Below are 22107 nucleotides of genomic sequence, written 5' to 3'. Positions count from 1 at the left end.
GGAACCAAAAAAATCGTTGACGCAGTTAAGTCGAATCGATAACATGCGCTCCGTTCTTAAGCAGCGGTATGTTTTGATAACTAATTCTTACGACCGTTGATGCAAGTTAAACATAAAATTGTTGTAGCCTGCATAATCCTTAACAACGATTTCGGTGATTAGCGCAGCCCGGTAGCGCATCTGGTTTGGGACCAGAGGGTCAGAGGTTCGAATCCTCTATCACCGACCAAATTTTTGGACAGTGTGCTATAAACATTGTCAGTACCGATCAGGATGCAACATGATGTTGCCGCCCTTGCGCCCGTAGCTCAGTTGGATAGAGCATCCGCCTTCTAAGCGGATGGTCGCAGGTTCGAATCCTGCCGGGCGTACCAAATTATGGTGATTGTAGCTCAGTTGGTAGAGCCCTGGATTGTGATTCCAGTTGTCGTGGGTTCGAGCCCCATCAGTCACCCCATTATTTCGATTTCAAAAAAAGCGACCTTGAGTCGCTTTTTTTGTACCTTTTATCGGCCATTGTGGCTCGACTCATTGAAAGTGCATGGCTATAATGCTGCGTCTTGATAAACATCAACATTTGTAAGACGAATGCCGAAAGCAACTCTTATAGGCATCTGCGTCAACATTATCGTCAAGAAACGAATACCTGAATAGTTGATTAAATGTCGGCTATAAAAAGGAAGTTAGACACATTTCGAGGTAAAAGAATGCAAGTTTCTGTTGAAACAACACAAGGCCTGGAGCGTCGCCTGACCATCTCCGTACCTGCTGAACAGGTAGAAAACCTGGTAAAAGAAAGTCTGCAACGTGAAGCTAAACGCGCTCGTATTCCTGGATTCCGTCCAGGCAAAGTACCTGCAAGCGTTATCGAAAAGCGTTATGGCAAGGCCATCCGTCAAGACATTACCGGTGAAGTGATGCAGCGTAACTTCGTTGAAGCCATCATCGCCGAAAAACTGAATCCAGCAGGCGCACCGACTCTGACTCCAGGTGCAACTGAAGGCGAACAGTTCGAATTTACTGCAACTTTTGAAGTTTATCCAGAAGTTGAAGTAGCTGGTGTTGACGCTATCGAAATCGAAAAGCCTGTTGCCACAGTAAATGATGCTGACGTTGACAACATGATTGAAACTCTGCGTAAGCAACATGCGACTTTTGCAGCTGTTGAACGTGAAGCGGCTGAAGGCGACAAAGCAATCATCAACTTTGTTGGCAGCATTGACGGTGAAGAGTTTGAAGGCGGTAAAGCTGAAGACTTCGAACTGCAACTGGGCAGCGGTCGTATGATCCCTGGCTTTGAAGAAGGCGTTATTGGCCACAAAGCAGGCGAAGAGTTCGACATCGACGTTACTTTCCCAGAAGAATATCATGCTGAAAACCTGAAAGGTAAAGCAGCTAAATTCGCCATCACTTTGAAAGAAGTACAAGGCGCTGAACTGCCAGAAGTAAATGATGAATTTGCTACTCGTTTCGGTGTTCAAGACGGCGGTGTTGACGCATTAAAAGCGGAAATCCGTAAGAACATGGAACGCGAACTTGAGCAAGCGCTGAAAGCGAATGTGAAAGAGCAAGTTATCAACGGTCTGTTGGCAGCGAACGAAGTAGAATTGCCAAAAGCATTGATTGACGGTGAAGTAGACGTTCTGCGTCGTCAAGCACTGCAACGCTTTGGCGGTCAAATGAACCCACAACAAATGCCTGAATTACCAGCTGAGCTGTTCACTGAACAAGCAGAACGCCGCGTTAAGATCGGTCTGTTGCTGGGTGAAGTGATCAAAGGTGGCGAGCTGAAAGCTGACGAGGAGCGTGTACAAGCGCTGATCGCATCAATGGCTTCTGCATATGAAGATCCAAAAGAAGTGGTTGAATACTACAACAGCAACAATGAATTAATGCAAAGCATGCGCAATCTGGCGCTTGAAGAGCAAGCTGTTGAAGAAGTTCTGAAATCTGCCAAAGTGACCGACAAAGAAGTCGCTTTCGAAGAATTTATGAACAAGGCTGCTGGTCGCGCATAAGCCAGACTTGACTTGATTGGTCAATCGCCATTTATAATGGCTCGTATGAGGTCCCTCATGCGGGCCATTTTTATTTAGGGAAACATAAGAATGCATACACCTCAGTCAGTTATGAATGCTCTGGTGCCAATGGTGGTTGAACAAACTTCTAAAGGCGAACGCTCGTACGATATTTACTCTCGTTTATTGAAAGAGCGCGTGATTTTCATGGTGGGTCAAGTTGAAGAGCACATGGCGAACCTGATCGTAGCGCAGCTGCTGTTCTTGGAATCAGAAAGCCCTGATAAAGATATCTCTTTGTATATCAACTCGCCAGGCGGTTCAGTAACTGCTGGGATGGCGATTTATGACACCATGCAGTTTATCAAGCCTGACGTGAGCACAGTGTGTATTGGTCAAGCTGCTAGTATGGGCGCATTTTTGCTCGCCGGTGGTGCTAAAGGTAAGCGTCATTGTTTGCCAAATGCACGGGTGATGATCCATCAGCCGCTGGGAGGCTTCCAAGGCCAAGCATCTGATATTGCCATTCATGCGCAAGAGATCTTGGGCATCAAGCAGAAATTGAATGGCCTGTTAGCCGAACATACTGGTCAACCTATTGAAGTTGTTGAACGTGACACTGACCGCGATAACTTTATGAGTGCGACGCAAGCACTTGAATACGGTTTGGTCGATTCCGTTATTTCACAACGGGAATAACAAGATTTTTTGGCTGAAATATGCCGCTATCTGAGCTAAGCTCAGTAGGATGTGTTAAGCAGCGCTAATGAAGCGCTGCAGATGAGGAACAGTAATGGCTGACAATAAAAACGGTGATAACGGTAAACTGCTGTATTGCTCTTTCTGCGGTAAGAGTCAGCATGAAGTGCGCAAGTTGATTGCCGGTCCGTCCGTTTATGTTTGTGACGAATGTGTAGAGTTATGCAACGACATCATTCGCGAAGAGATCAAAGATATCTCGCCAAAACGCGATCAAGAAAAATTGCCTACGCCGCATGAACTGCGTGCGCACCTTGACGATTATGTCATTGGTCAGGAGCAGGCAAAGAAAGTGCTGTCGGTTGCAGTTTACAACCATTACAAACGTTTGAAATATCCGGCACCAAAAGATGGTGTTGAGCTCGGCAAGAGTAACATCCTGCTGATTGGTCCAACCGGTAGTGGTAAAACGCTGCTGGCAGAAACGTTAGCACGTTTCCTCGACGTACCATTCACCATGGCTGATGCGACCACGCTGACTGAAGCGGGTTACGTGGGTGAAGACGTTGAGAATATCATTCAGAAACTGCTGCAGAAATGCGATTACGACGTCGAAAAGGCGCAGCGTGGCATCGTTTATATTGATGAGATTGATAAGATCAGTCGTAAGTCTGATAACCCATCAATTACACGTGACGTTTCTGGTGAAGGTGTGCAACAGGCGTTGTTGAAGCTAATTGAAGGCACAGTCGCTGCAGTACCGCCACAAGGTGGCCGTAAGCATCCGCAACAAGAGTTTTTGCAAGTTGATACTTCTAAAATTTTGTTTATCTGTGGCGGTGCGTTCGCAGGGCTTGAGAAGGTTATTGAGCAACGTGCTCATGTAGGCAGTGGTATCGGTTTTGGCGCGACAGTAAAAGGTGATGCAGATAAGAAAAGCATCTCAGATACCTTGCTGCAGGTCGAGCCGGAAGATTTGGTGAAATTTGGTTTGATCCCTGAATTCATCGGTCGACTGCCAGTGGTTGCTACCTTGGGTGAACTGGACGAAGCGGCATTGGTGCAAATTTTGTCACAACCTAAAAATGCGATCACCAAACAATATGGCGCCTTGTTTGAGATGGAAAAGGTTGAGCTGGAATTCCGCGAAGATGCACTGCAAGCCATTGCTAAAAAGGCGATGGTGCGTAAGACCGGTGCACGTGGTTTGCGCTCTATCGTCGAAGCGATTCTGCTAAACACCATGTATGATTTACCATCGTTCGAGAACGTGACCAAAGTTGTTGTGGACGAGTCAGTGGTGAATGGTGAATCAGACCCAATTTTGATTTACGAAAGCAACGAGTCTCAAGCAGCATCAGGTGAGCATTAATTGTCCATCCGAGTATCAGTTTGAAAAATAAGGAGCCTTTACTGGCTCCTTTTTTTATTTTTGCCATTGAAAGCAAGGATCACGCCCCAATATACTCAGGGTAATACTATTAACTGGAACGGAATCAAGCTATGACCATAGAATCAGAAGCGCGAATCGAATTGCCCGTGCTGCCATTACGAGATGTGGTGGTTTACCCCCATATGGTAATTCCGTTATTCGTCGGTAGAGAAAAATCCATCCGTTGTCTGGAATCGGCGATGGAACAGGATAAGCAGATTATCCTCGTAGCCCAGCGCGATGCTGATTTGGATGAACCTACTGCTGACGATATCTTCGATGTCGGTACTGTCGCCTCAATCCTGCAACTGCTGAAGCTGCCGGATGGCACAGTAAAAGTATTAGTTGAAGGCGGTAAGCGCGCCAAAATCGATAAGTACACCAAAGAAGAAGAATACTTTGTTGCTACTGCGCAATATCTCGAATCCCAGCCAATGGAAGACCGAGAAGAAGAAGTGTTGGTGCGCAGTGCCATTGGCCAGTTTGAAGGCTATATCAAACTCAACAAGAAAATTCCCCCCGAAGTGCTGACTTCGCTGAGCGGGATTGAAGAAGCAGACCGCCTCGCCGACACCATGGCAGCGCATATGCCGTTGAAGCTACAAGATAAACAATCTGTGCTTGAGATGGTCAATGTCGCTGAACGTCTCGAATACTTGATGGCGATGATGGAAGCGGAAATCGACTTACTGCAAGTTGAAAAACGTATTCGTTCGCGCGTTAAAAAGCAGATGGAAAAGAGCCAGCGTGAGTACTATCTGAATGAGCAAATGAAGGCGATTCAGAAGGAACTCGGCGATCTCGATGAAGGCCATGATGAGTTTGAAGTTTTAAGCCGTAAAATCGAAGATGCTGGCATGCCTGCGGATGCCAAAGAAAAAGCGTCTGCTGAACTGAATAAATTACGCATGATGTCGCCAATGTCAGCTGAAGCCACGGTCGTACGTAGCTATGTTGATTGGATGACCTCAGTACCATGGAAACAGCGCTCTAAAATTAAACGCGACCTTTCTAAAGCGGAAGGCGTGCTCGATACCGACCATTACGGGCTTGAGAAAGTCAAAGAACGTATTCTGGAATATCTGGCGGTACAGAGCAGAGTTAAACAGCTAAAAGGTCCTATCCTGTGTCTGGTGGGCCCTCCTGGGGTGGGTAAAACTTCCCTCGGCCAATCAATCGCCAAAGCTACCGGCCGTAAGTATGTTCGTGTCGCCTTGGGCGGCGTACGTGATGAAGCGGAAATCCGCGGACATCGCCGTACTTATATCGGTTCTATGCCGGGTAAAATCATTCAGAAAATGGCAAAAGTGGGTGTGAAAAACCCGCTGTTCCTGCTGGATGAAATCGACAAAATGAGCTCAGACATGCGTGGTGACCCGTCATCGGCATTGTTGGAGGTCTTGGATCCGGAGCAAAACGCGACCTTTAACGACCATTACTTAGAAGTCGATTATGATCTGTCTGACGTAATGTTTGTGGCGACCTCTAACTCAATGAACATTCCCGGTCCGTTACTTGACCGTATGGAAGTGATTCGCTTATCCGGTTATACCGAAGATGAGAAGCTCAATATTGCCAAAGCGCACTTGTTACCCAAACAGGTTGAACGTAATGGCCTAAAAGCAAGCGAAATCACAGTGGATGATAGCGCCATTATCGGCATCATTCGCTACTACACTCGTGAAGCTGGGGTGCGTTCGCTTGAGCGTGAGTTGTCCAAGATTTGCCGTAAAGTCGTGAAACAAATTTTGCTCGACAAAGACTGCAAACACGTTGAAGTGAATCAGGATAACTTGAAGTCGTTCCTTGGCGTACAACGTTTTGACTACGGAAAAGCTGAATCGCACAACCAAATCGGTCAAGTCACGGGGTTGGCGTGGACAGAAGTCGGTGGCGATCTGTTGACCATCGAAGCAACTTCAGTGCCTGGCAAAGGTAAATTGACCTATACAGGTTCGTTGGGCGATGTGATGCAGGAGTCTATTCAGGCGGCGTTGACAGTAGTCAGAGCGCGTTCTGAGCAGCTCGGTATTAACAGCGATTTCTATGAGAAACGCGATATTCACGTACACGTACCTGAAGGTGCAACACCAAAAGATGGTCCATCCGCCGGTGCCGCTATGTGCACAGCGTTGGTGTCGAGTCTGACTGGTAATCCCGTACGTGCCGATGTGGCAATGACTGGTGAAATTACCCTGCGTGGTGAAGTATTGCCAATTGGTGGTCTCAAAGAAAAACTGCTGGCTGCCCACCGTGGTGGTATCAAACTGGTGTTAATTCCAAAAGAAAACGAGCGTGACCTGGAGGAAATTCCAGCAAACGTGGTCGCGGATTTGGAAATTAAACCAGTACGTTGGGTCGATGAGGTACTGAAATTAGCGCTTGAAAAGCCTGTCGAAGGCTTCGAAGTTGTTAAAAATTTGGTCTAACGCAAGAAAATACAGCATTCACCGAAAAAAACTGAAAAAAAGGGCTTAACAAAGTCTCGACCTGTGATAGCCTAAGTTGCGTGGAGAGCCAGTCGTCTCAAGCCCTTGAGGTGACTGGCTTTGAGCTGTATCCAATTACATAATCCTAGTTTCCAACTGGGCTTGAACTTTAAAATCAAGCTTGTTATAAAAGCCTCCGCAGACCGCTCGAGAGAAGGACTTGGTTGCGGCGCATAAAATTACATTCAAGGGGATGACATGAATAAATCTGAACTAATTGAGAAAATCGCATCTGGTGCAGACATTTCTAAAGCCGCTGCAGGCCGCGCACTGGATTCTTTCATCGCTGCTGTAACTGAAAGTTTGAAGGACGGCGATAAGATTTCTCTTGTTGGTTTTGGTACTTTTGAAGTACGTGAACGTGCAGAGCGTACTGGTCGTAACCCACAAACTGGGGACGAAATCAAAATTGCAGCAGCAAAAATTCCTGCATTCAAAGCAGGTAAAGCGCTGAAGGATGCTGTTAACTAATTGACACTTGTCCTGTAAGGCATTTGGCCTTACCGGGTTAAGAGCCCATCAAGTGAACAATTACAGCAGTGTTTTAAAACTGCAGTAAATCAAGCGATAGGCGCATCCTTTAAGCGATGCGTCTTTTTTTTAATTAACATCGCATAGCGAGACATCTGATGTTAGATAAGATGCGTGACGGAGCGCAGAGTGCCGTAGCCAAAGTGATTCTGGTGTTGGTCATTCTGTCTTTTGCATTTGCCGGGGTGAGCAGCTATTTGGGCCGTTCGACTCAAGCGCCAGCCGCAACCGTCAATGGTGAAGAGATTTCTAAAGCTGAATTAGAACAGGCATATCAAAGCGAAAAAAACCGCTTACAGCAACAGCTGGGTGATATGTTTGATACGTTATCAGCCAACGATGCCTATTTGAATAATATTAAGCAGGGTGTTTTACAACGCCTTGTAGCACAGCGTTTAGTTGACCAAGCAGCAAAAGAGCTTGGTTTACGTGTTTCTGACGAACAAGTAAAAGAAGCGATTCGCACAGAAGCTGCGTTCCAAACCGCTGGCACTTTTGATAACGAACGTTATCTGGCGGTTTTGCGTCAAATGGGGTATACCGCAGCGAGTTTCCGTGATGCGATGCGATCAGATATGACGCGCAATCAGCTGGTGACAGCTCTGGTTGCCAGTGATTTTGCCTTGAAAGGTGAAAGTGATGCTCTGGCCAAGCTGCAAGCTCAGACTCGTGATATTCGCTTTGCGACCGTTGAGTCCGCCCCGTTCCTTGCCGACGTTAGCGTCACTGACGACGAAGTATCGAAGTTTTACGATGACAATAAGCTGCAATTCCAACGTCCAGAGATGGTAAGCCTCGATTATGTTGAGTTAAGTGCCAGTGCGTTAACCGACGGTATTGAAGTGAGTGATGATGAGGCCAAAGCCTATTATCAAGACCATATTGCAGATTACCAGACTAACGAGAAGCGCGAAGCCGCTCATATCTTAATCGACGCTACTGCAGATGATGCCGCAGCCAAAGCGAAAGCTGAAGATATTCTCAAGCAACTGAACGCTGGTGCTGATTTTGCTGAGCTTGCCAAGAAAGACTCTCAAGACACGCTAAGTGGTGCAAAAGGCGGGGAGTTAGGTTGGTTTGAAGCTGGCGTCATGGATCCTGCGTTTGATAAGGCGCTATTTGCGTTAAATAAAGGTGAGATTTCTGATGTAGTAAAAACACCGTATGGCTACCACATCATTAAGCTATTAGACGTGCAGCCAAGTGCGGCATCACCATTTGCCGATGTGAAAGTACAAATTGCACAAAAGCTGAAAATGGACAAGGCGGTCAACGAATTCTACGGTTTGCAGCAAAAACTCGCAGACACCAGCTATGAAGTGCCTGACACCTTGGAGGAAGCCGCTAAGGCGGTAAACTTATCGGTTAAGTCCACAGAGCTATTCAGCAAAATGGATGCACCTGCACCGTTTAATACGCCTGACGTATTAAAAGCTGCATTTTCTGACGATGTGCTGTCGGGAATGAACAGTAACGTGTTGGAAGTATCGGATAACGATGTGATGGTTATTCGTATCAAGCAACACCAAGCTGCTGGTTTAAAGGCGTTTGATGAAGTGAAAGAAGACATCGTCAATCAGTTGAAACAGCAGAAAGCGGGTGAGTTGGCTAAAGCGAAAGCCGATGACATGCTCAATGCAATTAAAGAGGGTACATCAGATGTTGCGCTTGAGAGCCATGCAAATGTCGGTCGTAATGCAGCGGATATTGATGCTGCTATCGTAGGCCAGGCATTTAAAATGGCAAAAGCAGCGGAAGGCATCAGTGCAGACACCGTAGCAACCGCTAAAGGTTACGCGGTTGTTGTGGTCGATAAAGTCACTACTCCAGCCACTGTACCAGCTGAGTTGAGTAGCTCAATCCAACAAAGCTTGGCTAATCAATACAGCCAAGCAGATTACCGTGCGTTGATTGAATTGCTTAAAGCAAAAGCTGAAGTGACTTATCCAACCGAAGGATAAGTTAGTTCAACACTCTAAAAAACCGGCATTATGCCGGTTTTTTGTTGGCTGCTTATCAGGTTAGAGCTGCCAATCGATGATGGGTTTTCCTTGCTGGCGCAGGTATTCATTAGCCAAATTAAAATGGTTACAGCCAAAAAAACCTTTATCGGCTGAATAGGGGGACGGATGCGCGGCTCTCAGCACCAGATGTTTATTACGGTTAACCTTAGCGGCTTTTTCGCCCGCGTGACGTCCCCAAAGCAAAAAGACAATACCCTGACAATGTTGATCGATAACTTCAATGACTTTATCGGTAAAGCGCTCCCAGCCCAAATCGGCATGTGAATGTGCTTTGCCAGCCTCAACCGTTAGCACAGTATTAAGTAACAACACGCCTTGCTCTGCCCAATGACTAAGGTTGCCATGATGTGGCATTGTGAAGCCGTTAACGGTGTGCTGAAGCTCAAGAAAGATATTTTGCAATGAAGGGGGGGGCTTTACCCCTAATGGCACGGAGAAGCTTAATCCGTGCGCTTGATTAGCGCCGTGATAAGGATCTTGGCCGAGAATAACGACTTTAAGTTGTGCAAATGGTGTCAGTTTAAAGGCGTTAAAGGTGTCAACCTGAGACGGGTAGACATGTTTCCCGCTCGCTCTGAGTTCATTAATGGTGTGCAGAGCTTGGCGAAAATAGGGTTGTTGACGTTCGTCGTTGAGCAGTGTTTTCCAGCTGATATCTGATGTCATCGCGATATTGCAGTGCCCAGAAGCGGGCACTGCGTTCAATTTAGTTAGTCGTCGACACCAATCATAACATTACTGGCTTTAATTAGGGCGTAGGCATCATCGCCAACTTTTAGACCAAGCTTTTCACTTGATGCCTTGGTGACCACGGCGGTTAGGACGACGCCAGGCGCGAGTTCGATGGCGACTTCGTTGTTAACTGCACCCACTTCGATATTTTTGATTGTGCCGCTGAGGCAGTTCCGTGCGCTGACTTTCATTTGGATTCCTCGTCTGTTTGCTGAAAGATCAGGATAGAGTATAGATGTTGTGCAGCGTTAAACGAAAAAACGCCGCATTAAGCGACGTTTTTTTAAAGGATAATGAGTCCTACAGTTCTATGACATCGAACTCAACAGCAGGGTTGACGTCCTGCTCGTAGTCGATACCATCGATACCGAAACCAAACAGCTTGATAAATTCAGCTTTGTATTCACGGTAGTCGGTCAATTCACTCAAATTTTCAGTGGTGATTTGCGGCCACAGTTGTTGGCAATGCTGTTGGATGTCGTCACGCAGTTCCCAGTCGTCCAAGCGCAGACGATTGTCATCGTCAGTTTCTGCGGCACTGCCATCGGCCTTGAATAGACGTTGGCTGAACATGCGGTAGATTTGCTCCATACAGCCTTCATGTAAGCCTTCTTCACGCATTTTCTTAAATACCATGGCGATATACAGCGGCATTACCGGAATTGCTGAACTTGCTTGAGTCACTACGCTCTTAAGCACGGCAACATTGGCGCTACCACCGTTAGCGGACAGTTTGCTATTCAATTCGTGGGCGGCGCGGTCAAGATCCATTTTGGCTTTACCCAGCGCACCATGCCAATAGATTGGCCACGTCAGCTCAGTGCCAATATAGCTGTATGCTACCGTTTTGCAGCCATCCGCCAATACGCCTGCATCGCTAAGAGCGTTGATCCACAGTTCCCAATCTTGACCACCCATTACGGTGACAGTATCGGCAATTTCTTGTTCAGTAGCGGGTTCAACCGATGCTTCGATGATGACGTCTTTATTGGTATCAACGGCAGTCGATGTATAGCTCTCACCGATAGGTTTAAGCGAAGAACGGATCACTTCGCCCGTATCTGGTAACTTACGTACTGGTGACGCCAGTGAGTAAACCACCATGTCGATTTCGCCCAGATCTTGTTTGATCAGTTCGATGACTTTGGCTTTGGCTTCATGGCTGAACGCATCACAGTTGATGCTCTTTGAATAGAGACCAGCTTCTTTAGCAAATTTATCGAACGCGGCTGAGTTGTACCAGCCAGCCGTGCCTGGTTTGCTCTCTGTGCCAGGTTTTTCGAAGAACACACCGATAGTGGCGGCATCAGAACCAAAGGCGGCGGCAATTCTAGAGGACAACCCATAACCACTTGAAGCACCTACAACTAATACTTTTTTAGGGCCGTTAGCGAGTTTTCCCTGAGATTTAGTGTAATTAATCTGCTCTAACACATTGGCTTCACAGCCAACGGGATGTGTGGTTGTACAGATAAAACCACGGATTTTGGGCTTAATAATCATCGTCTACTTTATGTTCCAGAAAAATTGTCACTAGGATAAGTAATTCCGTTGTAATTGGTACTACTATCCAAGTGGTTGGAGCAGTTTGATTACGCTTTTTGGCGTATTAACTGCAGCTGTTCTTGTAATAAGCGTTGCGTATATTCGTGCTGTGGGTTGGTAAAAAGTTCCTCAGTGGTCGAAAACTCCACCATTTCTCCTTTATTCAACACCATCACTTTGTCGCTGATATAACGCACTACGTTAAGATTATGGCTGACGAAAATATAGGACAAGCCCAGTTCTTTCTGCAAACTTAACAGCAGATTGAGGATTTGCGCTCTAACGGATAGATCCAGCGCAGATAGCGCCTCGTCAGCAATAATAATTTTAGGGTTAAGCATCAGAGCGCGTGCTACCGCGACCCGCTGCTTTTGTCCCTCTGAAATCATATGCGGATAGAACTCCGCGTGTTCAGGTAACAGACCAACTTTGCGTAAGGTCTCCACCACTTGTTCTTCACGCGCTTTAGGCGATAAGTTGGTATTAAACCGCAGTGGTTCTTGTAACAAATCACCGATAGTCAGACGTGGATTTAAGGAGGTGGTTGGGTCCTGGAAAATCATGCGAATCAAGCGGCAACGTTGCTTAAGATTCTTACTATCCCACGATTGCCCTTGGTAGTAGATTTCCCCTCCAGAACGCTTTTCGGCGCCAACCAAGATGCGGGCGAGGGTACTCTTACCTGAACCAGCTTCCCCCACAATAGCAAGTGTCTCGCCGGGCAGCAGATCAAAGGAGACTGGTTGCAGAGCCTCGTTATATTGTGCACTAAAGCCCTTATAGCCTGCGAAATAGCGCTTCTTTAGGTCGATAACTCTAAGTAAGGGTGTCGTCATCATCGACCTCATCTTGGTAGGGGAAATGACAAGCGAAATAGCGGTCTTTGTAGTGACTCAGCATGGGTTGCTTAACGCATTGTCTTCTAGCTTCTGGGCAACGGGGGCCAAGACGACAACCAATCGGTAGATGACGTAATGCAGGTACCGACCCAGGCAATGTAGGCATTAATTTCTTATGCCGTACATTGGTGCTGTAGTCTGGCATATTGTCCAAGAGCGCCTTGGTGTATGGATGGTTTGGCTGAGACATCAATTCAGCCGTCGGCCCCGACTCCATCACTTGACCGCAATATAGGACCGTCATGCGATTACACCAGTTGGAAAGGGTGTCTAACTCATGGCTGATCAGTAACACAGTAACGTTTTGCAATTGGTTTAGCTGGGTCAGCAAACGGTAGATTTGTGCCTGAGTACTTGGCTCCATTGAGGCGGTGGGTTCATCTGCAATCAATAGTCGCGGCTGCTTGGCCAATGCCATTGCTATCATCACCTTTTGGCATTCACCTTCAGACAGTTCCCACGGATAGCTATAAAACACTTTACGTGGGTTTTTAATTCCCACCTTGTGCAGCCATTTTTGTGCCAGTAGTTTTTTCTCTCGAGTATGGCGCCAAAAGGTCCATTTATTGCCTTTAGGAATTGCTTCCAGCAACTGGTGGCCGACAGTATACGTTGGGTTAAAACTGCCTGATGGATCTTGGAAAATCATCGAAATTTCATCACCCATCAGGCTGCGCCGTTCTTGTCTTGGCATATCCATCAGGTTTTTGCCGTCCCACATCAGGCGGTCGGCGGTGATCTTCCAGCTTGGATCGTGGATCCCTAAAATTGCCCGAGCCAGCAAGCTGCGGCCTGAGCCAGACTCGCCAATCAATCCATGCATCTCACCAGCGTTAATCGTTAAACTCACCCGTTCCAGCGCTTTGGCTGGTCCTTGTGGGGTATCTAACTCAATGGTGAGATTGCGAACATCAAGTAATGGCATAATTAGTTTCTCATCGGCGCCAGTGCGGATCGCAGTCCGTCACCCACAAGGTTAACCGATAACACGCTGAGCAAAATGGCAACGCCCGGAATGGTGACGGTCCATGGCGAGGTGAGGAAGTTATCCAACCCCTGTAGCACCATGGCGCCCCACTCAGGCATCGGTGCTTGTGCACCTAAGTTTAGAAAACCTAACGCGGCAATATCTAAAATTGCGGCTGACATTGCTAAAGTGGTTTGAATAATCACGGTTTCCCAGACGTTTGGCATAATCACATACCAGAAAATCTGTAGCGCATTGGCGCCATCGAGGCTCGCTGCTGTGACATATTCTTTTTGTAACTCATCATGCACGGTTTGATGAATCGATCTAACAAACTGTGGTGTGAGCGATATGCCCACCGCCCAAAATACATTTTCTAGCCCTGGACCTGTGACCGCCACTACCAAAATGGCCATTAACAGCGATGGAATTGATAACAGCGCATCTAGCAGGTGTCCCAAGATGCTGGACTTGAGACCGCGCATCATGCCAGAAATCGAACCGATTACCACGCCGACAATCAGCGCTGTCAGTACGACCGAAAATGCGACGCCAAAAGTGTACTGCGCCCCGTGCAGCAAACGGCTAAAAATGTCTCGACCTAAATCGTCAGTGCCTAAGAAATGACTGACGTCGCCTTGATTGCTCCATGACGGAGGCATCAGTAGCGCGGCCTGATCTTGATATTCTGCAGCATAGGGGGCGATATAATCGCCAAACATGGCTAACAGCAATAACAACACCACGCCCCACAAGCCTGCTAATGCTTGGGGTTTTGCCGCGAATAAGCGCCAGATGCGTTTACCGTGAGACGGAATGTCATCGTCGAGATAAAGCTTAGTTCGTCCCATACATGTCCTTCCTGCTCACCGGATTAGCAGCGGTATAGAGTACTTCAATCAGGATACTGAAGAAGATAATGACCAGTGCCACGGCAAAAATACCACCTTGGATAACGGTATAATCGCGCTGATAAATACCCGACACCAGCCAAGCGCCAATGCCGGGCCATGAGAAAATTACCTCAACTACAATCGCGTAACTTGCAAATGGGCCTAACATTAGGCCGAGGTGTTTGAGTAAAGGTATTAATGCATTTGGCAGTGCATGCTTCAGGATGATGCTGGTATTGGATAAGCCTCGGGCCTCAGCGGCGCGGATATAGGTTTGATTCATTACACTGATCATGGCCGTTCGAGTAATACGTACCACAACAGTGAATGGCAATACCGCTAAGGTACACGCGGGCATGATGATGTGTTGTAGCGCATCAATAAACGCTGCCCATTTATACGTACCATCAAACAGCAGGGTATCAAGTAGCATAAAGCCGGTGACTTTCGGAATTTGATAGAGCAGGTTGATCTGTCCAGAGATAGGTAACCAACCGAGTTGCACTCCAAACCATAACGATAACAGCAGCCCCAGCCAAAATACCGGAATTGAATAGCCAGTAAGCGTGACCGCCATAATCAGCTTTTGTAATGACTTACTGCGGCTTAGCGCAGAGATTACGCCGAGTGGGACACCCACTATTAACGCCAGCAATCCCGCGACAAATGCCAGTTCGAAGGATGCGGGCAACACGCCTAGCAGTTCTCCACTGACTGGACGTTGCGAGGTTACTGAAATACCAAAATTACCACTCAGACGTTCAGCGCTATAGGCAAAAAATTGTCTTAAGGTGCTTTTATCCAAGGCAAAATCATGTTGGATTTGTAACTGCTGCTCAGACGTTGGCAGGGCAATACCACTGAGCGCATAGTTAAGTTCTGCCGGAAATAACCGTGTTGCGAAAAACAGAATCGCTATCAGCACAAGGGAGGTGGCTATAAATAGGTTAAGGCGTCTAAGGAGGTAACGACCCATTAGTGTTGCCCCCCGGACGTGTTTGCCGCCGTTGTGGCATCAAAGGAGATGCCGCCAAATGGCATTAAGGTAACCGCTGGTGCGGTTTTGCGTTTAAGTAACATGCGTTGCGCGTAGGCGAGCGGAATAAGTGGCACTTGTTCGCCAACAATTTGCTCTGCAGCGCGATAAAGTTGCTTGCGGCCTTCTTTATCTGTGATGTCTTTGGCCTGACTTAATAGCTGGTCAAAATCCTTGTTACACCATTTAGCCCAGTTGTTGTGAGAATTAACCGAGCCACAACTCAGTAACGGCGTAAAGAAGTTATCAGGATCGCTGTTGTCGGCACTCCAGCCAATAATCACGGAATCGTAATCACTATTCGCCAGTCGCTGCGTAAAAACACTCCAATCAAAGCTGATAATATTCACGTGAATACCAACAGCGTTGAGGTCTGCTTGCAGTAGTTCTGCTGTCTTTTGGGGATTGGGGTTGTAGCTACGCGCGACGGGCATGGCCCAGATATCGATGGTTAGATGTTTTACGCCAGCGCTAGCTAACAACTCTTTCGCTTTTTGCGGATCGTAACTGAGCTCTGTTGCGTCGTTAGGGTAGGCCCAAGAAGAGGGCGGTAAAATTCCGGAGGCTACTACAGCGGTATCGTGATAAACAGCATTCAGTAAACTGCGTTTATCAATTGCGTAGGCAAGTGCTTGGCGTACTCTAATATCATTAAACGGCGGCTTTTGTGTGTTAAGCGCCCAATAGGCCACGTTCATCCCTGGACGACTATCGACTTCAAGCTCATCGTGCTCTCTGGCGACTGGCAGTTCGCCAGCTTTGGGCAGGGCTGAAATACTGCAATCACCTACAATTAATTTTGATAACCGCACGGTGCTGCGTGGAGTGATATCAAAGACTAATTGAGTAGCTTCTGGTTGCACTCCCCAATAGTCAGGGTTACGCAAATAGCGGATATATTCGTTCTTAACATACTCTACTAATTGGTATGGCCCTGTGCCAACCGCCTGAGAATCAAGCAGCTGTGGCTTTTTTTGTTGCAACAGCTGTTCGGCATACTCTTTTGATAGCACTACTGCAAAGTCGGTGGCGAGATTGGCTAAAAACGAGGCGTCTGGATGGTTAAGAACAAAACGCACTCGATAATCGTCTAGCTTAGTGATCGACTTAATCAATTTGGCGAAGCCGATGCTTTCAAAGTAAGGGAAACCACGTAACGCAGTATTGTGAAAAGGGTTATCGCTGTTGACAATGCGGTCAAATGAGAACACCACATCATCCGCGTTCATCTTACGTGTTGGATGAAAAAATGGCGTTGTGTGGAATTTAACATCCTCACGTAAAGTAAACTCATAGGTCATACCATCGTCTGAGACTTTCCAGGATGTTGCCAGCGCCGGTACAAAATCGTTACGTATCGAGTCGTCATCAATCAGGCGGTTATAGATCTGATGGGAGGTCGCATCAATGGTTGTCCCCGAGGTGACGACTTGAGGATTGAAACTCTCAGGGTTGCCCTCAGAGCAGTACACAAGGCCGTCGGGCAACTGTTTTTGTTCACAACCGGTGAGACATGCCAACACACACATTAAGGTAAATGCGCTACGAAAACATCTTGTGGTGTTATTCATTATCAGATTGTGCAGCTCAAACACGCCTGCGTCGGATAACTTTCCGAATGGTGAGTGCAACTTGGACAATTCCATGTAACTTGTTAAAAATGCATAAGCGTATCGGCCATTCTAACAGTCTAGGCAACGGCTCGGCAATTCCCTCAATTTTTGTCCAGCAAATTGTATTTCTTTAATATTCCGCGCAGTTGGTGATAACTGAGTCCGAGTAATTCGGCGGTTTTCTTTTGATTATATTGGCTGTCGGCCAGAGCTTGCTGAATTAAGCTGACTTCAAAGGCTTCTGTTTCCTGCTTGAAGTCGAGTGGAAAATGATGTGTCGTACCGGCTGGTGGCGCTGCGGAAAACTCAATCTTTGATTCATCGGATGAAGATTCGGTCGCAGAGGATGAAATATCAGTTGCCACCTGACGTTCTTTGGTTTTGACCCGCGATTTTGGTCTAAAAGGCGAATCAAACGGATCTAACACTATGTTATCGATCTGCTCTTGCTCATCACCATGGCGGTATACACTGCGCTCCACCACATTTTTCAATTCACGGATATTCCCTGGCCAAGGATAATCAAGGAGTGCTTGTTCGGCTTGACGGCTGAAGCCGGTAAACAGCTCCATTTTCAACTGTCTTGCCATGCTGACGGCAAAATATTCTGCGAGCGGCAAAATATCTTCCTGGCGATAACGTAGCGGTGGCAGGGTGATCACATCAAAGGCGAGTCTATCGAGCAGATCTGCACGAAATTCGCCGGCTTCCGCAAGTGATGGTAAATCTTCGTTTGCAGCACAAACCAACCTGACATCAGCATGCAAGGTTTTACTGCCACCCACTCGTTCATATTCGCCATATTCAATGACGCGCAGCAGCTTTTCTTGCACTAATCCTGAGGTATTGGCTAATTCGTCGAGAAAAAGTGTGCCGCCATCTGCTCGTTCAAAACGACCTTCATGACGGTTACGTGCGCCAGTAAATGCGCCAGACTCATGGCCGAAAAGTTCGCTTTCCAGCAAACTTTCGCTCAACGAACCACAATTGAGTTTTACAAAGCTCTGATCCCAACGTTGGGATAGAAAATGCAGACGTTCAGCGATAAGCTCTTTACCGGTTCCACGTTCACCGATAATCAGTACCGGCTTAGACAAAGGCGCCACCTGAGATACATGCTCAAGAACCTCTAAAAACGCATTTGATTGCCCGATAAGGTTTTCTTGTTGATTAGTCTTAGCCACGATTTCTGTTGGTCTTTATCGCTAATAAGTGGTGAAATCCATAATATGTGGCTGTAAAGAATAAATAAAGAAAAAGTTATTTTTTATGTAACATGCTGAATAATAAAATAAATACAAAGTTGGCACAGAATCTGTATTAACGTTAGGGCGTTCTACAGTAATTTTGAGGACAGGATTATGGGAATTTTTACACGTTTTGCCGACATCATTAACTCTAATATCAGTGCTTTGCTCGACAAGGCAGAAGATCCAGAAAAAATGGTGCGCCTGATTATTCAGGAAATGGAAGATACCTTGGTGGAAGTGCGTTCTACCTCTGCCAAAGTGTTAGCCGAGAAGAAAGAACTTATCCGTCGCATCGGTAAGTTGGAAGAGCAAGTTGCTGATTGGCAGTCAAAAGCTGAGTTAGCCTTGACTAAAGATCGTGAAGACTTAGCTAAGGCCGCGTTGATCGAAAAGCAGAAAATTGCTGCTACCGTTGATACGCTGAGCAAAGAGCTGGATGTGGTGGATGAACATATTGCCCGCTTAAAAGACGAAGTGGTGCAGTTGCAAGAGAAACTGGCTGATGCCCGTGCTCGCCAGAAGAGCATCATCATGCGCAAGCAGACCGCTTCTTCTCGTCTGGAAGTGAAAAAGCAGCTTGATTCCAGCAAAATCGATACTGCGATGATGAAGTTTGAGCAATATGAACGTCGCATCGAAAATATTGAAGCAGAAGTGGAAGCGTATGAGCTTGGCAGCAAGAAGAACAAACTGGATGATGAGTTTGCTGCACTAAAAGCCGATGATGCTGTCAGCGACGAATTGGCCGCATTAAAGGCTAAAATGAAAGGCAAAGACAGCGCAGCTAACTAATTGACCACGGGGAGGGTATTATGGATCTGGATATCCTGATGGCGCCGATAATTCTATTTATCATATTTGTAGCGCCTATCTGGTTGATTCTTCACTATCGCAGCAAACGCCAAGTGAGTCAGGGATTAACCGAAGAAGAGTTCAATCTGCTAAATGAGCTAGTCGACAAAGCAGATAAAATGACTCAGCGGATTGGCACCCTAGAGTCTATCTTAGATGCAGAGTCGCCCGAGTGGAGACAACGTCATGAAAGATAAACGTACGCTGTATCGCAACCGTAAAGCGGGTAAGGTAGCTGGGGTTTGTGCAGGGATAGCAGAATACTTTAATCTGGAAACATGGCTAGTGCGTGTTGCGGTAGTGTCCATATTCCTTCTTGGTGGTTCTGGTGTAGTGTTTGTTGCTTATATTGCGTTATGGATGATTCTGGATGAAAAACCACTTAACGCAGACAACGATCCAACAGATCTGTCAGTTAAGAAAAAGGTGTGGCAGGCAGGGGAGCCAGCTAAACAAGCTTTACAAGATGTGAGTGCCAAATTTCATACACTTGAAAGCAGATTGAGAGCCATTGAAACCTATGTCACCTCAGATCAATATGAGCTAAAACGGCAAATCAATAATCTCTAATCCCAAGGGCAGCATCGCTGCCCCTTTTTTCTGGAGAGTTATGGCAGACTTTAAGCAACGTTGGCATCAACTCGAACAAAAAGCCAAGGATATTGGCTATCGCACCACCGACCGTCATCTTCGCTTGGCGGTTACTGGTTTATCTGGCGCTGGTAAAACCGCGTTTATTACTTCTCTTGTGGAAAAACTGCTAACAGCGGATACACAACCTCCATACGGGGGCTTACCGCTGTTTTCCGTGTGTATGCAGCAGCGCTTTCTTGGCGCGCGTCGTGAACGTCAACCTGATTTAAATATCGCGAGTTTTGGTTACGAGAATGCCATGCAAACGTTGCGAGCCGAATTGCCGAAATGGCCGCAATCGACCACTAACATCAGCGAGCTACGTCTTGCGATTGATTATCAGCCCAAGTCTGGGTGGTTATCGAGCCTCACCGATAAGGCTACGTTGCATCTGGATATCGTCGATTATCCAGGTGAATGGTTGCTTGATTTACCTATGTTGCAGCAAAGCTTTATTGAATGGAGTGAGCAACTACTTGCGCCGCAAAGTCCTATCACTAAAACCTCTGGCTATAGCGAATTTATTAGTAAGTTAACGCTTCTGGAGCTAGATGCCGAACCTGCTGATGAAACACTGGCATCGGTGAGCGATAGTTATCGCCAACTGTTAGAAGAACTTGTACACCAACGCGGGTTTTATTTGGCGCAACCTGGACGCCTACTGCTACCGGGCGATCTGCAGGGAACGCCACTGCTGTCTTTTTTCCCCTTACCAAGGCAACTGCTACGAAATGCCGAAGGCACTCCGATAAAAAACCAGCTTATCAATAACCTCGAGAAGCGTTACAGCGCTTATGTTAAGCAAGTGGTAAAGCCTTTTTATCAGCGCTACTTCGAGGATTTTGACCGGCAGCTAGTGTTAGTGGATGTATTGGGCGCGCTAAATCGTGGCCGTGCTCAATTTGAAGATATGGCCAATGCACTCAATGCACTCAATCAAAGTTTCCGCTTTGGCAAAGGTGGATTTTGGCAGCGTGTGTTTTCACCTAAAATCGACCGTTTACTGTTTGCCGTTAGCAAAGTAGATCAAATAACGCGGGAGCAACAAGGGAACGCTTTGTCATTGCTTAAGCAGCTGTTACAACCGGGTTGGCAAAATGCCGACAATAGTGGTTGTTTGGTCGAAGCTATGGCGGTGAGTGCCATCAAGACTACTCGCTACGGTATGGCAAAAGATCGGCAACTAGGAGAGGTGTCGGTCGTGAGTGGTACCGCGCTTGATAATCGCAATACGGTGACGTTATATCCGGGAGAAGTGCCGAAAACTTTGCCTAATGATGAGTTCTGGCAGCAACAGGGTTTTCAGTTTGTCGATTTCGCACCGCCGCACATTGCGGCTGACCAAGCGTTTGAGCATATCCGCTTAGATCATCTGCTCGAGTTTTTATTAGGAGATAAGCTGTCGTGAAGCAGAATCAATCTGACAGTCCAACGGATACCACACCGCCCCCAAAACTGCGGCAGCGCAAGCTATTTGAGCAGGCCGATATTATTGAATGGCAAGAGTTAGCGAGTAAAACCGATGCGTTTACCGAACAGGTCGAGCAATTACCTGAGCAAGCTTTAAAGCCTAAACGTCGTTCATGGTTAACTCGACTGGCGTTGATGGCGCTAGCCGTTGGCATCGTCACCCAGCTAATCATCACACTCGTTGATGCATGGCAACAAAGTCCGTGGTTATTTTTGTTGTACAGCGCGATCGCTGGAGTGCTGGTATTGTGGGTGTTGGTATTAATACTAAAAGAATGGCGTTATTTACGGCGACTAAAGCGTAATGATGAAGCTCAGCAAATCGCAGAGCGGCTGCGAGACAGTGTCCAAATAGGGGAATCTCAGGCGTTTATTGACCGCATTATCACACGCCTTCCAGCAGATGCGAAACGTTCAACGGCAGCGCTAAAACGGAGTCTTTCACCCGATCAAAATGATGCGGAGCAGCTGCGACTGTTCGAGTCTTTGGTATTGGATGACCGCGATATTGCCGCACGCAAAATTGTCCGCAAATATGCGTTGCAGTCTTCGCTTATCCTCGCGGTAAGCCCATTCGCGTTATTGGATATGGCGTTGGTGTTGTGGCGCAACCAAGCGATGATTAATGATATTGCTGCTTGCTACGGGATAGAGTTGGGTTATTGGAGCCGAATAAGGCTTATTCGTGGGATTTTTTGGAATATTGTCTATGCCGGCACTACAGAATTGATGACTGACTTTGGTAGTCAGATGTTATCGATGGAGATGACTGGAAAACTATCTGCCCGATTAGCTCAGGGGCTAGGTGGTGGATTGTTGACAGCCCGTTTAGGGATCCAAGCGATGCGTTTATGTCGTCCGATGAAATTTACACAGAAGAACATGCCGAGCTTAGCCAAAATTCACATGGAACTACTATCGGAGCTCAAAAGTCGTATGGCGCCTAGCAAACACAGAGAAACTCGCGATACCGAGCCAACAAAACGCTAATTTGGTAGTTTTTTAAACAATTGTCTACACTTTT

The 22107-nt window shown here is 46.9% G+C and carries 20 protein-coding genes and 3 tRNA genes; 14 read left to right on the top strand and 9 right to left on the bottom strand.

Annotated features, from left to right (window positions below):
- Positions 1–152: 152 nt before the first annotated feature.
- The 9 genes from HR45_RS05925 (at position 153) to ppiD (ending at position 9130) form a co-directional block, all read left to right on the top strand.
- Positions 153–229 (top strand) — tRNA-Pro (locus HR45_RS05925).
- 68 nt (positions 230–297) lie between these two features.
- A tRNA-Arg gene (locus tag HR45_RS05920) sits at positions 298–374 on the top strand.
- Positions 375–381: 7 nt separating this feature from the next.
- Positions 382–457, top strand: a tRNA-His gene (locus HR45_RS05915).
- A 250-nt stretch (positions 458–707) separates the two neighbouring features.
- Positions 708–2018, top strand: coding sequence for a trigger factor (gene tig, locus HR45_RS05910; RefSeq protein WP_037440722.1), 1311 nt, complete (start codon positions 708–710; stop codon positions 2016–2018).
- Between the two features lie 90 nt (positions 2019–2108).
- The gene (gene clpP, locus HR45_RS05905) at positions 2109–2717 is read left to right on the top strand and encodes an ATP-dependent Clp endopeptidase proteolytic subunit ClpP (protein WP_037440719.1); all 609 of its coding nucleotides are present in this window, start codon (positions 2109–2111) and stop codon (positions 2715–2717) included.
- A gap of 94 nt (positions 2718–2811) precedes the next feature.
- A complete protein-coding gene (gene clpX / locus HR45_RS05900; RefSeq protein ID WP_037440716.1) occupies positions 2812–4089 on the top strand; it encodes an ATP-dependent protease ATP-binding subunit ClpX in 1278 nt (425 codons plus the stop codon).
- Positions 4090–4220: 131 nt separating this feature from the next.
- On the top strand, positions 4221–6578 hold the full coding sequence (gene lon / locus HR45_RS05895; RefSeq protein WP_037440714.1) for an endopeptidase La: 2358 nt from the start codon (positions 4221–4223) through the stop codon (positions 6576–6578).
- A 258-nt stretch (positions 6579–6836) separates the two neighbouring features.
- Positions 6837–7109, top strand: a complete 273-nt coding sequence (gene hupB / locus HR45_RS05890) for a nucleoid-associated protein HU-beta (protein WP_037440712.1) — start codon at positions 6837–6839, stop codon at positions 7107–7109.
- A gap of 158 nt (positions 7110–7267) precedes the next feature.
- The gene (gene ppiD / locus HR45_RS05885) at positions 7268–9130 is read left to right on the top strand and encodes a peptidylprolyl isomerase (RefSeq protein ID WP_037440710.1); all 1863 of its coding nucleotides are present in this window, start codon (positions 7268–7270) and stop codon (positions 9128–9130) included.
- Positions 9131–9190: 60 nt separating this feature from the next.
- Here the strand turns inward: ppiD and ung are convergent, their stop codons facing one another.
- The 9 genes from ung to pspF all read right to left on the bottom strand — a co-directional run bounded on the left by ung (position 9191) and on the right by pspF (position 18062).
- Positions 9191–9859 carry a uracil-DNA glycosylase gene (gene ung / locus HR45_RS05880; RefSeq protein WP_037440709.1) on the bottom strand — a complete coding sequence of 223 codons (669 nt, stop codon included), beginning with the start codon at positions 9857–9859 and terminating at the stop codon, positions 9191–9193.
- Between the two features lie 44 nt (positions 9860–9903).
- Positions 9904–10116, bottom strand: a complete 213-nt coding sequence (locus HR45_RS05875; RefSeq protein WP_037440708.1) for a TOBE domain-containing protein — start codon at positions 10114–10116, stop codon at positions 9904–9906.
- 109 nt (positions 10117–10225) lie between these two features.
- The gene (fabV, locus tag HR45_RS05870) at positions 10226–11428 is read right to left on the bottom strand and encodes an enoyl-ACP reductase FabV (RefSeq protein ID WP_037440707.1); all 1203 of its coding nucleotides are present in this window, start codon (positions 11426–11428) and stop codon (positions 10226–10228) included.
- Between the two features lie 89 nt (positions 11429–11517).
- Positions 11518–12306 (bottom strand): peptide ABC transporter ATP-binding protein, encoded by a 789-nt coding sequence (locus tag HR45_RS05865; protein ID WP_037440703.1) that lies wholly within the window; start codon positions 12304–12306, stop codon positions 11518–11520.
- A complete protein-coding gene (locus tag HR45_RS05860) occupies positions 12287–13294 on the bottom strand; it encodes an oligopeptide/dipeptide ABC transporter ATP-binding protein (protein WP_037440700.1) in 1008 nt (335 codons plus the stop codon). Before HR45_RS05860 ends, HR45_RS05865 begins: the two co-directional genes overlap by 20 nt.
- 2 nt (positions 13295–13296) lie before the next feature.
- On the bottom strand, positions 13297–14187 hold the full coding sequence (locus HR45_RS05855) for an ABC transporter permease subunit (protein WP_037440698.1): 891 nt from the start codon (positions 14185–14187) through the stop codon (positions 13297–13299).
- Positions 14174–15205 carry an ABC transporter permease gene (locus HR45_RS05850; protein WP_037440696.1) on the bottom strand — a complete coding sequence of 344 codons (1032 nt, stop codon included), beginning with the start codon at positions 15203–15205 and terminating at the stop codon, positions 14174–14176. Before HR45_RS05850 ends, HR45_RS05855 begins: the two co-directional genes overlap by 14 nt.
- Positions 15205–16836, bottom strand: coding sequence for an ABC transporter substrate-binding protein SapA (sapA, locus tag HR45_RS05845; protein ID WP_037441395.1), 1632 nt, complete (start codon positions 16834–16836; stop codon positions 15205–15207). The genes HR45_RS05850 and sapA overlap by 1 nt, the downstream gene beginning before the upstream one ends.
- A 143-nt stretch (positions 16837–16979) precedes the next feature.
- A complete protein-coding gene (pspF, locus tag HR45_RS05840) occupies positions 16980–18062 on the bottom strand; it encodes a phage shock protein operon transcriptional activator (protein WP_037440694.1) in 1083 nt (360 codons plus the stop codon).
- A gap of 177 nt (positions 18063–18239) precedes the next feature.
- Here pspF and pspA point away from each other — a divergent pair, with 177 nt between their 5' ends.
- Genes pspA through HR45_RS05815 form a run of 5 tightly spaced genes read left to right on the top strand, consistent with a single transcriptional unit; the run spans position 18240 to position 22073 of the window.
- The gene (gene pspA / locus HR45_RS05835) at positions 18240–18920 is read left to right on the top strand and encodes a phage shock protein PspA (protein ID WP_037440692.1); all 681 of its coding nucleotides are present in this window, start codon (positions 18240–18242) and stop codon (positions 18918–18920) included.
- A gap of 20 nt (positions 18921–18940) precedes the next feature.
- Entirely contained in the window at positions 18941–19177 is a 237-nt protein-coding gene (gene pspB, locus HR45_RS05830) for an envelope stress response membrane protein PspB (RefSeq protein ID WP_037440690.1), read from the top strand.
- Positions 19167–19550 (top strand): envelope stress response membrane protein PspC, encoded by a 384-nt coding sequence (pspC, locus tag HR45_RS05825; RefSeq protein WP_037440688.1) that lies wholly within the window; start codon positions 19167–19169, stop codon positions 19548–19550. The genes pspB and pspC overlap by 11 nt, the downstream gene beginning before the upstream one ends.
- Positions 19551–19590: 40 nt before the next feature.
- Positions 19591–21021, top strand: a complete 1431-nt coding sequence (locus tag HR45_RS05820; RefSeq protein ID WP_037440686.1) for a YcjX family GTP-binding protein — start codon at positions 19591–19593, stop codon at positions 21019–21021.
- On the top strand, positions 21018–22073 hold the full coding sequence (locus HR45_RS05815) for a TIGR01620 family protein (protein ID WP_052074547.1): 1056 nt from the start codon (positions 21018–21020) through the stop codon (positions 22071–22073). The genes HR45_RS05820 and HR45_RS05815 overlap by 4 nt, the downstream gene beginning before the upstream one ends.
- Positions 22074–22107 lie beyond the last annotated feature (34 nt).

The organism is Shewanella mangrovi, from assembly GCF_000753795.1.
Classification (GTDB): Bacteria; Pseudomonadota; Gammaproteobacteria; order Enterobacterales; family Shewanellaceae; genus Shewanella; species Shewanella mangrovi.
Note: the sequence above shows the minus strand (reverse complement) of the source record. Positions and strands in the feature narration are given on the sequence as shown.